Annotated in this window: 12 protein-coding genes and 1 riboswitch; of the genes, 6 read left to right on the top strand and 6 right to left on the bottom strand. The window is 54.5% G+C overall.

Annotated features, from left to right (window positions below; genetic code table 11):
• Nucleotides 1-128: 128 nt before the first annotated feature.
• The 5 genes from E1H13_RS03035 to E1H13_RS03055 form a co-directional block, all read right to left on the bottom strand.
• A complete protein-coding gene (locus tag E1H13_RS03035) occupies nt 129-1100 on the bottom strand; it encodes a GTP-binding protein (protein WP_169611928.1) in 972 nt (323 codons plus the stop codon).
• A 198-nt stretch (nt 1101-1298) separates the two neighbouring features.
• Nucleotides 1299-2297, bottom strand: coding sequence for a linear amide C-N hydrolase (locus E1H13_RS03040; RefSeq protein WP_206069974.1), 999 nt, complete (start codon nt 2295-2297; stop codon nt 1299-1301).
• Between the two features lie 566 nt (nt 2298-2863).
• Nucleotides 2864-3412, bottom strand: coding sequence for a ferric reductase-like transmembrane domain-containing protein (locus E1H13_RS03045; RefSeq protein WP_169611930.1), 549 nt, complete (start codon nt 3410-3412; stop codon nt 2864-2866).
• A 235-nt stretch (nt 3413-3647) separates the two neighbouring features.
• Nucleotides 3648-5579, bottom strand: coding sequence for a DUF4394 domain-containing protein (locus tag E1H13_RS27155; protein WP_169611931.1), 1932 nt, complete (start codon nt 5577-5579; stop codon nt 3648-3650).
• A 639-nt stretch (nt 5580-6218) separates the two neighbouring features.
• Nucleotides 6219-7136 carry an alpha/beta hydrolase gene (locus E1H13_RS03055; RefSeq protein ID WP_169611932.1) on the bottom strand — a complete coding sequence of 306 codons (918 nt, stop codon included), beginning with the start codon at nt 7134-7136 and terminating at the stop codon, nt 6219-6221.
• Nucleotides 7137-7409: 273 nt separating this feature from the next.
• On the opposite strand from E1H13_RS03055, the gene E1H13_RS03060 reads away from it, so the two are divergent.
• Entirely contained in the window at nt 7410-8657 is a 1248-nt protein-coding gene (locus E1H13_RS03060; protein ID WP_169612015.1) for a SidA/IucD/PvdA family monooxygenase, read from the top strand.
• Nucleotides 8658-8788: 131 nt separating this feature from the next.
• Here E1H13_RS03060 and E1H13_RS03065 read toward each other — a convergent pair whose 3' ends face one another.
• Nucleotides 8789-9019 (bottom strand): hypothetical protein, encoded by a 231-nt coding sequence (locus E1H13_RS03065; protein ID WP_169611933.1) that lies wholly within the window; start codon nt 9017-9019, stop codon nt 8789-8791.
• A gap of 179 nt (nt 9020-9198) precedes the next feature.
• On the opposite strand from E1H13_RS03065, the gene E1H13_RS03070 reads away from it, so the two are divergent.
• The 5 genes from E1H13_RS03070 (at nt 9199) to E1H13_RS03090 (ending at nt 12642) form a co-directional block, all read left to right on the top strand.
• Nucleotides 9199-9606: a hypothetical protein gene (locus E1H13_RS03070; protein ID WP_169611934.1), complete on the top strand. Its 408-nt coding sequence runs from the start codon at nt 9199-9201 to the stop codon at nt 9604-9606.
• Between the two features lie 134 nt (nt 9607-9740).
• Complete coding sequence (locus tag E1H13_RS03075; RefSeq protein WP_169611935.1) at nt 9741-10340, top strand: superoxide dismutase; 600 nt, start codon at nt 9741-9743, stop codon at nt 10338-10340.
• A 377-nt stretch (nt 10341-10717) separates the two neighbouring features.
• Nucleotides 10718-10957: a hypothetical protein gene (locus E1H13_RS03080; protein WP_169611936.1), complete on the top strand. Its 240-nt coding sequence runs from the start codon at nt 10718-10720 to the stop codon at nt 10955-10957.
• A 301-nt stretch (nt 10958-11258) separates the two neighbouring features.
• Nucleotides 11259-11425: riboswitch (cyclic di-AMP (ydaO/yuaA leader) on the top strand.
• Nucleotides 11426-11520: 95 nt separating this feature from the next.
• Complete coding sequence (locus tag E1H13_RS03085; RefSeq protein ID WP_240966376.1) at nt 11521-12108, top strand: universal stress protein; 588 nt, start codon at nt 11521-11523, stop codon at nt 12106-12108.
• 15 nt (nt 12109-12123) lie between these two features.
• Nucleotides 12124-12642 carry a universal stress protein gene (locus tag E1H13_RS03090; protein ID WP_169611937.1) on the top strand — a complete coding sequence of 173 codons (519 nt, stop codon included), beginning with the start codon at nt 12124-12126 and terminating at the stop codon, nt 12640-12642.
• Nucleotides 12643-12751: the final 109 nt, after the last annotated feature.

Here is a 12751-nt window from a genome sequence, read left to right on the forward strand (position 1 = left end):
AGGGGTGGATGGGTGGGCGGGTAAGGGGTGGATGGGTGGGCGGGTAAGGGGTGGATGGGTGGGCGGGTAGGGCAAGTGTTGGTGAACAGGTAGTTTTCACTCATCCACTCATCCACTCATCCACTCCTTCACCTCACCAAACACTCCCTAAACGACTCCTTCAACCCCATTTCTTCCAAATTTCGGCCGATAAACACCAGCTCGTTCTTGCGGGTTTCGTCAGCGCGCCAGGGGCGGTCTTGGCGGCCATCGAACAGCATGTGAACACCCTGGAAGACAAAGCGACAGTCTTCGCCAGCGATGTTGAGAATGCCTTTCATGCGGAAGATGTCGGGGCCGCGATCGCGCAATAGTGCCCCCAGCCATTGATTAAGCTTGTCGCCATCGACTTCACCCGATTCCACCAGGGCAATGGAGCCGACGGTTTCGTCATGTTCGTGGGCGGTTTCGTTGAGAAATTCGGGATCGATCTGGAGGGCGTTACCCAGGTCAAAGGCGCTGACGCCAAGGATAGAATCCATTTCCACCTGGGCGTCGCGGGTACGGTAGATTTTGGCGATCGCATTCATCCCCCGAATCCGCTCTTCCAGCGCTTTTAGCTCTGCTTCGGTCACCAGATCAATTTTGTTGAGCAAAATCACATCGGCAAAGGCAATCTGCTCTAGGGCTTCGTCGGCCTCCCAGTGCTGGACGATGTGGGCCGCATCTACCACGGTCACCACGGCATCCAGGCTGGCCTGGGTCTGCACCTCGTCATCCACAAAAAAGGTCTGGATTACCGGGGCGGGGTCGGCCAACCCCGTAGTCTCGATCACCAGGTGGTCAAACTTGTCGCGGCGCTTCATCAGATTGCCGATGATGCGGATCAGGTCGCCGCGCACGGTGCAGCAGATGCAGCCGTTGTTCATCTCAAAGATTTCTTCGTCGGCGTCGATCACCAGCTGGTTGTCGATACCGACCTCACCAAACTCGTTGACAATCACCGCCACCTTCTTGCCGTGCTCGTGGGTGAGGATGCGATTCAGCAGCGTGGTCTTGCCCGCCCCAAGATAACCTGTTAGCACCGTAACCGGAACAGAATGCTGGATAGCAGCGACCATGGTCACACCTCGCCTTATGAATGATAATCATTTTCAGATTATAAAGGAGGGAAGGGGGGTACGGTTTACGGTTCTACCTTATCCCCTCCTGGGAGGGGATAAGGTGGGGTATTGCGGTTTGAGGTTCAGGGACATACCTTGCACCGCAAACCTTGCACCGTACACCTTTCCCCTTGCACCGCATACCCTCCGTCTCGGTCAACGAGCCGCCTCTAAAAATTGCAGCGGTTCGCTGGGTTGAAACTGGTCGGCGGTATTACCGGCAAACACAGCGCCGTCGGTCAGGGTGAGTTTGCGTACTGGGGCTCCGGGAGACAAATCTAAATCATCCAGGTTGACCCAAAACACATTAGGACTGCGGGTTGACTCAAAAAAGTAGCGTCGGTTGGTTTGATCGGCAACTGTGCGCCAGATAGTGGACGAGATATCGGGGCGATCGGGCGTTGTAAACCCCAAGGGCACCGAGGCATTGCGAATTACAGAAAACACGCTGGCAGCGGCTTCTTTAGGATCTGCCGTTTGTGGGATGGAATTGATATAAAACGACGCCCGCACAAACCGATCCGCTGCCCGATTTGTACCGGGTAGCATGGTTAAGCCGCCAATCTGCTCCCAATATTGATTTAGGGCAAGCTGCTGGTCAAAGGTCGGTGAATTGGTCATCACCTGGTAGTCGCGGCTGTGGTGAATCATCAGTTCACCGTCCACATACTCAAAGATAGCCGAATCGCCAGTGGCGTCGGAAATCGATAGGTGTACAGTCCCCGCCCTGCCATCGGGCGATTCTACCGGAATCACGTAGAACGGCTCCTGTTCCATCGCCTCAACGGCTTCGGCAACGGTGGCAAAGTTATCTAGCATGTACTGGGGCCACAGGGTTAGCGACAGCGGTGCCCGGGGATCATTCGGGGCAGGGGTGGGATATACGCTTTCAGTGAGATAGAGCATGTTGGCCACTAAGCCTTTCTCGTTCATGCCGTCGGCGATGCCAATATCCCAGACGCCAGTGCCGACACTGCCGTATTGCGAGGTCCACTCTATAGAGCCAGGGCCAGCGGCCCCGTGGCGCTCCATACCGCTCGGAAATGCCCACAGGTTAGATTCCATATCATTGACCCAGTCCATACTGCGTCCTGTAATCACCAGGTTATCTGGCCCCAAGTAAACGGCACGGGTGCAGGCTAGCACCGTAGACATCGGTATCAGCCCCAAAAAGCTTAGGGGCAGGGCAAGCCACAGAGAATGGGTAAATCCCTGGGCTAGGCTAATCAGCTGATGAAAATTAAGCACAGAACAACTCCTCAATATCGTCAAACAACTGTAGCCTCTCATTTTTCGCATCCATTTCAATATCGGGCTGCGAACTGAGCCATCGACCAACCAACCCAGTACGTTAAAGCACTGGGTGCATCCCACTTTTGCAACCCCCTCCCTAAATCCCTACGGTGCACACACATCTCATAAACCGTCCTAACTTGCCGATTTTGGCCCCCCTAGCCCCCCGATTTCGGGGGGGATCAGACTTCAAAGTCCCCCAGAAATATGCCCTCTGGGCACGCTGCGCGAGGGGGGCTTATAGCCTTACGGGTATACCAGGAAAGGGGGCCAAAGCGGAGGAGCTAAGGTCAAACAAGACTTATGTATACAATGATAATTATCATTAAACTTAGGGCTCGGGGGGCATTACAGCACATTAGGGCTCGGGGGGCATTACAGCACAATCTGAACGCTCACCACAAGTTGCCCTCTGTCATCAGCCAGTGCTAGTCGGCAGTGGTTGATACTGATTCTGGCTCAACAGCCTCAACTGGTTTAGCTTTCGAGGGCCGATTCCATTCCAGCTGCTTTCGTCTTAGAAATAGAATAGTGACGGTACCTGTACCCCAAAGGGCCGCATGGGTGATTGGGCTGAAATTTCCTGCCATGGTCTGATAAATATGCCAGGGAATGAGCACCATGAGGCCATAGGTTAAGCGATGAAGCTTGACCCAGAAACGCTTGAGTTTGCGGCGCATCCAATCCAAGGAGGTGACGGATAAAACCGTCAAAATCAACAGCATGGCGAAGCCGGTAAAGTAGTTCCTATAGGTGCTGAGGCTGACTAGATCAAGCCCTTGCTGCCGAATCAGCAGCATGCCATGGGTGAGCCCTAAACCAAAGGCGCTGACGCCCACCAGCCGCCGGTGCTTAGTTAGCCAGATCACCAAAACGTTTCGCCGCACCCGGGGAAAAACAACTCTCAAAATGCTGGGTAGCAGCGTAGCCAGGTAGCCGATCACGGCTAGAAAACCGAGAATATTCGCTAAGTTCACTGTTCTCACTCCTGTGAATGCACCCCATCTAGGAGTAGAGATACCCGGTATCGTAAGCGGTGCATTGCGGCCCAAAGGTAGGGTCTGGGAGGCTTTGTGCGATCTGGTAAGCCGCTAATGCACCCTACTCAGGTCAAAGCTCACCTTGACAGGGATGGCTGCCCCCTACATCCCCAGCCTTGGGGATGTAGGGGAATCGTTAGGGTAGGTTGGCCGTTCCCCGATGGCCTAGGACCTATACAACCATGGCCCCAGCATTAGCCTCCGCCATCTGCGCTTGCAAGACATCCATGACAGCCATCCCATCAGTCCCTGACATCAAGCTATCAAAGCTGGGATTGCTAGCCATAGATAGTCCCATGGGCTGGAGCAGGCTTTGATCTAAAGTAGACAGGTCAAGCATAGTTGCACTGTCAATTAGCTGGTTAAACAGAGTGTTGGTCTGGTTCAACGACATAACTAAGTCTCCTAGCAGAGTGTTAGTCTGACCAAACTGAGTCACTAAATCGCCTAAAATATCGCCCAAATTAACCCCCATCATGGCGTCATCCATCATGGCGTCATCCATCGGGTGATGATGATCCATTCCTATATCAGGCATATCGATCACCAAATCCTCACCCACGGCGGCAAAGCCGAGCAGGTTCATGACAGAACCATCGCCAATCATGCCCAGGTTGGTGGCGGCACCAGTGTCTAAATCGATGGAATACAGCATGCCATCGGCAGCAGCAAAGCCCATATTTTCACCTTCTGCCGAGGACACAATGTCAAAGCCGCCAACGATACCAAAGTTGACCCCCAACTCACCAATGGTGACCAGGCCGCCATCATTGGGTGGGTTTTGCAGCACCAGGGTATTTAGCAGGGTGTCGATGTTGAACAGCTGGGTGCTGGTAGCGCCATCGAAGGAGTTGGTGTAAGCCGAGGCCGTAATGTTGGGATTAACGCCGAAGTTAACGTCACCCTCGACAAAGGCCAGGTCGCCATCGACAATCACCTCGCCCGTATCCACATTGATCCGGAAGTTTTGGTCATTGTCGCCCACCAGACGCAGGCGATCGGGCACTGGGTTGAAATCAAACCCAGAGACCACACCGCCGCCAAAGGGTTCGGATAGGGTGCTAACCAGGGTGGCCACCTCGTCCATAGCGGCCAAGTTGCGGATAATCGGGCCATTTTCGCCAGCGCGTCCCTGGTGCAGGTGCACGGCACTTTGGGGGTTGCCCTCCGCATCGACGGCCCCTACAGGTAGCAGCGGACTGGTGATGTCGGTAAACTCGCCGTCGATCAGCAGGCGATTGGTGGAGTTGTCGTAAATCACGTCAAACATGCCCATGGCGGGGCCAACGGGGGGCGTCATATCGCCAACTTCTTGGGCCTCTTCGATGGGTACGCCCAGCACCACCACGTCGTTCTCGACCTCAACTGCTAGCTGTCCCCGCAGTTCCCCAGCTCCAAATTCATCGGTGTGAATGTTGACGTACAGGGCCTGGTCGAGCAGCAGCGCTTCTTCGGCATCGGTCAGGGTAAAGGTGCCTTCGAAGCTGCCGTCGTCGTTCACGGTCAAGTTACGCAGAATTGGGCCATTTTCCCCCACTGCGCCCTGGTGCAGGTGAATGGCGCTCTGGGGATTGCCCTCGGCATCTACATCCCCGACGGGCAGTAGCTCGCTGGTTAGATCCATAAAGGTGCCGGTAACCCGCAGGGTGTTGGTGGCATCGTCGTAGATGACATTGAACGTGCCCATGGCTGGGGCATCGTCTGGGGGTGTCATATCCCCAACTTCTTGGGAGCCATCAATCGGTAGACCAAAGGCCACGATATCATTTTCAAGTTCGACCTCAATTTGCCCCCGCAGTTCCCCACCGCCAAACTCAGTCGTGTGCAGATTGATATAGAGCGCGTCGTGCAGCAGCTGCCGCTCTTCGTGGTGATCGAGGGTAAAGTCGCCCATAAAGCTGCCCGTACCAAAACCGTTGGGGTCTAGGGTGTAGAGCTTATTGGCGGTGGTTAGACCATAGAGTTTGCCGTCGGCCGGGCGCGTGTCGATGCCGATCAGCGTCCCTTCTATGCCCGTAACCGTAGTCGATGTCACCTCTTCAAGATTGCTAGAGGCAAAGGACAGCAACGTATTGTTGTCCGTTAAGGCGATAAAGTTTGCCATCATAATCCTCTGTTTAGCGTTTGAAAACAATTCAGGCTGTGAAAGCCCACTGGAAATGGGAACACTACCTAAATACGAAGAAGCGATGAAATCGGTTGCAGGATATTTGATAATTTTTCTGGATTTGTCAGAGCAAAGGCCTGAAATGCCCGTGACCAGGGCGATCGCACAAAAGGAGAAATATTAAGCTGAGATTGAGTTGTGCCCTAGCTCAAACAAACCCAAACCCTTTTTCATAAGAACACCTATTCTGTCAACCCTTCAAAGGTGATAAATGGGCAGGTCTACTCACATCAAAAATGTGCTTAAGCCTGTCTAGGCGGGTGCATCCTAGTTATGCAAATTCGCCTACCCTTTTCTGCGGAACGCTTCGCGAACGGGAAGCGCAAGCTCTACCTCCCCCAGCCCCTTCCTCCCAGAACCTACTAAGTACACATAGGTCCTGAGACCCTTGTGGGCAGGGCTTTCCCTCCATCCCCCAGCCCCTTCCTCCCAGGGCGGGAGGAAGGGGAGCCGGAACGCGTTACTCTACCTTGGCGCAGCCGGTTATGGGAAACACAACTTTGCTCAACGCTCTGAAGTTGAGGGCGAAGCAGCATTAAATCAAAGTGATGGTCAGGTTATGGTTATGTAAATTTCTCAGGCCATCAAAGCCTGGTTTAGAAATGGCAGCAGCACCGCCAGAATCTGCTCAGGATATTCTTCTGCCATGCCTAGGGAACCGGGTACGGTGGCCCATTGCATCCCAGCTATAGCACTCAGCCTTTCCATTTCGGCTCCAGACTTGGGTGGGGTCTGCTGTCCGGCGATCGCCAGCTTAGGCACAGTTACCCTCTCAACCAAATCCAGCCAGTCGGTGCGCTGCTGCACCGGGTCTAGGCCGCCGGTGACAAAGGCGGCAGAGGCAAATCGGGCACCAGTGGCCTGGGTCGTTTGGTGTTTAGCCTGCATCAGCTCTGGGGTAATGAACGCCGCATCGCTATAGACATGGCGACCCATCATCCAGCGCAGGAAGGCAGGGTGGACATTGAGCGCATACAGCCCCTGACCCAGCAGCGGCGACCACACTAGCCATCGCAGCAGGGCATAGACCCGTCGCCGTTCTCCCATGGCCGTGGGCAATGGCCCGCGCCAGGTGGGGGCTACCAATGCGATCGCCTCTAACCCCGTCAACTCCCCTGACCCCGCCAGTTCCAGGGCATAGCCCGCGCTGTGGCCACAGGCCACCACCCCAACCACCTCCGGCACCACATCCCGCACAAAATCCTTGAGCATGGCCTGGTAGATCGATGGCCGACTGCAACCGGCTGGTCGCGCCGACTCCCCAAACCCCAGCCAGTCCAGGGTGATCACCCGGTAGTACTGAGCCAGTTCCACCGCCAGCCCATCCAACTCAGCCCGGGTGGAAATGCTGCTAAACGCCGGCAACAGCAGCAGCGATTGACCCTCGCCCCGCCCGTCGTAGGCAATGGCCACCGCCCTCCCCTGCCACTGCCATGAATAGTAGACAGTTTCAGGCTTAACCTCAGCCCGCCCTAGTTCCTGCGCCCCAGCCATGCCAACCCCTCTTTTTCAATGCGAGTTCAAATACGAAAACCCTGCCCAAACTTACTTGACAATGATTATCATTGTAGGCGGAATGGGAGGGGTATGCGGTCTACGGTGCAAGGTATAACGGTTCACGGTTTTGCCGCCAACCGCAAGCCCATCTCCCGTCAGCCCACCCATTGCGCCGCTATTCCTCGCAAGGGCAGACACTTGGGTCTGCCCCTACCCACCCATCCACCCCCTACCCATCTACCCATCCACCCGCCTACCCACCCACTCCCCATGTCCCCCTCCACCGATATTGCCATCATCGGCGCTGGCCCCCAGGCTCTCACCCTAGTCACCCACCTGCTGCAAAAGAAGGCTGCCATGCGGAACCGCTTTGTGGTGATTGACCCGGCGGGGGAATGGCTGCACCAGTGGCACCACCAGTTTAGGGCACTGGAGATTCCCCACCTGCGATCGCCTGCGGTCCATCATCCCGACCCCAACCCCCACGCTCTGCGCACCTTTGCTGAAGGTCGTCCCGACGAGCTGTTTCCCCCCTATGCCCTGCCCAGTACAGCGCTGTTTCACGACTTTTGTGATTCAGTGATTCAGCGGTGGAATTTGGCGGATCGGGTGCTGGCGGGGACGGTGCAGCACCTGGAGCTGTGTCAGGTTTTGGGTCGGCAGCGGTTTCGGCTCAGTTTAGCGGATGGTCGGCAGCTTTTGGCTCGGCGGGTGGTGCTGGCGATCGCAGGCGGCACTCCCCAAATTCCAAACTGGGCGCGGCAAATACCCCAGACTTACCCCAGCCAGCGGCTACGGCACTCCAGCCAGATCGACCTGCGCGGGCTCTCCCTGGCGGGGGAGCGAATTTTGATTGTCGGCAGTGGCCTGACCAGCGGCCATCTGGCCCTGGGAGCGACGGCGCGCGGTGCCCAGGTGATCCTGATGGCGCGGCGACAGGTTTATGCCAAGCTGTTCGATGCCGAACCGGGCTGGCTAGGGCCAAAGTACCTGAAGGGGTTCCAGGCTGAACCCAGTTGGCTTCGGCGCTGGCAGATGATTCAGCAGGCCCGCAATGGCGGCTCGGTAACTCCAGCCATGCTGCTGCGTCTGCGGCGGCTAGAACGCCAGAGCCGGCTCACCTTTTATGAGCAGTGTCAGGTGCAGCGGTCAGAGTGGAAAGGAGACGCCTGGCGGGTTCACTGCAGCGCTGAGGCCGAGCATGACTGCATTGCCCATTTGCCCATTGATCGGATCTGGCTGGCCACTGGTAGCCAGATGAACATAGACCGCTGGCCCTTGCTGGCCGATGTGCGGGCCACCCATCCCATAGAGATCGTCCACGGGATGCCAGTGCTAGATCACCACCTGCGCTGGCCAGGGTGCAACCTGTTCATCATGGGCGGGGCGGCGGCCCTGCAACTGGGACCCGTGGCGCGGAACTTGTTTGGGGGTCGGTTGGCGAGCGATCGCATTGTCCCCGCCCTAGTCAAACCGAGCCTTGGGCAATCTAGGCCCGCTGCCTCACTGACCGCATAGGCTGGGGAATCTAGACCTCGACCAACTTGATTGTGCCCGGCGCTAACAGCCTAGGGTTCAGGGGCTACCGTACACCTTGAACCGTACACCTTGAACCCCCACTAACCCGTTACCGTTGGCTTGGCAGACGGCTAAAGTAGCGTTTGCCGCTGGCTGGTTTGGCAGGTGGCACAACCACAACCCAAGGCATCTCGCAGGGCGCTGCCCGACGTCTGGGTTGTCACCGTGACAGCCGCTTCCGATTGAAGCTGATCCGCTGCCGCTGGAGCTATCGGAGTCGCAGAGACAGGACTAGCGAATGCTAACGCTAGCGCCAACGAGCCTGAGCAGCCAAGGGTGGACAGCACATTCTTCTGATTCATAGCATTCCTAAGACAATGAATTAGCTAGAGCATAACCAAGAGAACGAACATTGGACAGCCCCAAGACGCTCTTTGGCGTTTCAAACAACCTCTGAGTGACCCAGAATTTACGAATTTCATATATTTTCTCTTTATTATCAGCGCTAACTGTGTTGTGAATTACATGTTAGGACATGCCGATGAAACAAGTTATATGGCTAGGATTAGCGCTACCTTTGCTGTTACTCGGCTGCGATCAGGGGCCCCCATCGGCCCAAGAGGCAGAAGCTGAGTTATGTACCAATCTGGTTCGGTTGGAAACTTCTCTGATCGAATTATCCCAAATAAACGCAGGCTCCCAGGTGAGTGAACTGCGCACTGCCCGTGAAAATGTCGCCAACGCTTACCGAGATGTCCAGAGCTCTGCTGAAGAGGTGCAAGAAGCCCGTACCGAGGAGCTAGAAGCCGCTTACAACGAATTTGACAATACCGTTGACAACATTTCAGGGCGTGAGACTATCGGCGAAGCCGCAAATGACGTTACTGCTAGCCTGGCAAACATTCAATCCGCCCGGGCTCAACTAGATGCGGATGTGAACTGTATGTAGTCAGAGTCATTTGCTCTCTGGACTGCTAGTCACTCTTGGGCTGGCAGTCTTATCCCCCTCCTCCCCATAGGCATAGAAATGGATGGCAGGCAGCCCTTATGATGAGGCTGTTGCAAAACTTAATTGAGGAGCCCATGGCTTACACATTACCTCCCCTTCCCTACGGCTATGATGCCCTGGAGCCCTATATTTCTAAGGCAACTCTAGAGTTTCACCACGATAAGCACCATGCATCCTATGTAAGCAAGTACAACGATGCGGTTCAAGGTACCGATCACGATAGCAAACCGATTGAAGATGTGATCAAAGCGATCGCAGGGGATAGCAGCAAGCAAGGCTTGTTTAACAATGCAGCTCAGGCTTGGAATCACACCTTTTACTGGAACTCCATGAAGCCCGGTGGTGGTGGTACCCCCTCTGGGGATTTGGCCCAAAAAATTGACGCTGACTTTGGCAGTTTTGATCAGTTTGTAGAAGCGTTTAAGTCGGCTGGGGCTACCCAGTTTGGTAGTGGCTGGGCCTGGTTAGTATTAGACGGCGGCACCCTCAAGGTAACCAAAACCCTGAACGCCGAAAACCCTCTTACCGCTGGCCAAGTTCCTTTATTAACGATGGATGTGTGGGAACACGCCTACTACCTGGACTACCAGAATAAGCGTCCTGACTACATTGATACATTTCTTAAGAATGTCGTCAACTGGGACTTTGCTGCCCAGAACTTAGCTGCCGCCTAATCCACTGGTCATTCATGGTCGTGCTCCGCGACGTATGACGGGGGTGATTTTCGATTCACTCCCGCTTTTTTTAAGTAGATTTGCTAGTGGTCTGTCAATTCTAAATGTGTAGGTTGGGTGGCGCGCCAGCAGAACCCAACAAAGCTGACTGCTGTGGGTGACCCTGCGTTTCACCTAGCCTACGGGACCCTAAGTTTTAGCCGAGCTATGCTCATTTCTGGTGTATGGAGAGAAATTAGGAAAGGGCGTATCCTGCTGAATTAAGCAAAAAACCAGACGAGGATACACCCTTTCAAGTCCAAACCTAAAGTTCTGCCTGTGGGGAAACTCCAGAGCTCAAGCTGGATTTGGTATATTACCGTTTTCCATGTTTTCCTATGATCTTTTCAGATCCCGATTACCCCAATATTGTCTTGTCGTTTACCTACCGAGGGTTTCGACTTGATTTAGACCAGAGTGACCATGACGGATTACCCATGTTTTCGGTATGGGCAAATCACGATTGGGGGAGTGCTGTGGCAGTACCTGGGGTGGTAAGCCGTTCAGAGGCGATTTACAAAGCTAAGCGATGGGTCGATCAGCGATTGAAGGATCCAGCTACAACTACTCGGGAGTAAGCTCCCTGGCTCATAGGGAAGCAACTGGGTTTCTAGGCGGCTCGGGCTCAAATGGACGCAGCCGTAACTTGCAACTAATGTAGAAAGGCAGAAGTCAGTAGGGCTTTGCCTGTGCATGGCAGGCACTAAGGTGGCGGCAGTTCAATGGATCACTCCTTCAAATTGCCGCCGCCCTGACAGAGTTGTATGCACGCTGGCTATAGGTTTAAGTTAAGTTTCAAGTTAATTATTGATACCTGGATCAACGTAATGTAATCCTCAGCTTGACATTTTTCATCACCTGCATCTACCCTTTATAAGTAGAACAAGTCAGCCTAGTCTACCGGCACCTTTTGGTGCTACTAGAGCGGGGGAACCGAAAAAGGGGCGTATTTCCGAGTTCTGAATACCCACAAGAGGGTAATCGGAAAAGGACATCTCTCAGTCCTAGCCCGTCAGCTAACCTCGTCGGCATTGAGGGGAGACTGAACCATCATCATTTTTTAATGACTGACTGTTTCAGTGTCTCGAGTCGTGTTAACACGGCTTGTTCGCTGTCCATGCATAGCCTCTAGGAGGGTTTTATGCAACTTAAGTCACGCTCCTCCGTCTCTGCCCAGCCAGGGCAGTCATTTTGTGTTGACAGGGCTTTGTCTGTCTGGGATGGCAAGGCGTTGTTAAAACCGATGATTATGCGTTTAGAAGTCGCTTTAGGTCGCGACGGCCTGACCCAGAGCCTAGTGTTGGTGTCTAAGCCATCCTTACCTCCCTTAGGTGTTAACTCGGATCAAAAAAACATTGGTTTTGTTGTCGGCTACAGCGGTTCTGTACACAGCCAGGCTGCTCTAGATCTGGCCCTCTGCATGGCCCATCAGACCCGCTTGGTCAAGCCCAATCCAGTGGTCGTGCATGTGGTTTACGTGGTCGATCAAACCTGCCATGAAACCATTGCCAATGCCGATCGCGTTCTGTGGCAGGCTCGTTGTCTGGCTAGTGAGTGGCGGGGATCGCTGAACGCCCACCTGCGCATTGGTCAGGTGGCGACCCAATTAAGCCAGATAGCTGACGAGATGGATGCCGCTGTTTTGCTGTTGGGATGCCGCAGTAAAAGCCATAGGTTAGTAGAACAGCTAGCCCCTCAAATTTCCTGTTCTGTTCTGGGCTTGCCCTAATAGGAGGAGATGGTCATGGGCTTTAAAAAAATTCTCGTAGCCGTTGATGATCCGACAAAAGATGAGGTGGTCTTCAACCATGGCTTAAGCCTGGCGGTACCGAACCAAAGTCACCTTAGACTGGTTCACTGCCTAAGTTTAGACATTTACAGAAATCTGGGTTCCATGATGGACGCTGGGGTGGGGCTACACCCTCAATCTAAAGTGTTGGACGCTGGTGAAAAAGAGCATTTGGCCCGAACCCAGGCCGCAAAGTCCTGGCTAGAGACACTGCGTAGTCAGGCCGTAGCCCAGGGGATAGGGGCAGATTTTATCTGCGAAACCGGTGACCCAGGTCCGCTGATTTGTTACCTGGCTACCCTCTGGGAGGCCGAGGTAATTGTCGTGGGCAACAGCGGCAAAAAAGGTTTAAGACGACTGATTTTAGGCAGTGTGAGCCAGCACGTGGTGGATCACAGTTCCTGCCTGACGGTGGTTGTGCCCTGGGACGGCTCACCACCAGTAGAGTACCCTCCGGGCAAGACTGGTGGTTAGTTTGGTGATTAGCCTCAGGAGTTGAATTGATTGGCTACGTCTGACCAGATTGGAGCATCAATGTTGCTCTGAAATGTGGGTTCGAAGATTCCTCTCGCTGGTCGAAATG

This window comes from Nodosilinea sp. P-1105 (assembly GCF_012911975.1).
In the GTDB taxonomy this organism is placed as follows: domain Bacteria; phylum Cyanobacteriota; class Cyanobacteriia; order Phormidesmidales; family Phormidesmidaceae; genus Nodosilinea.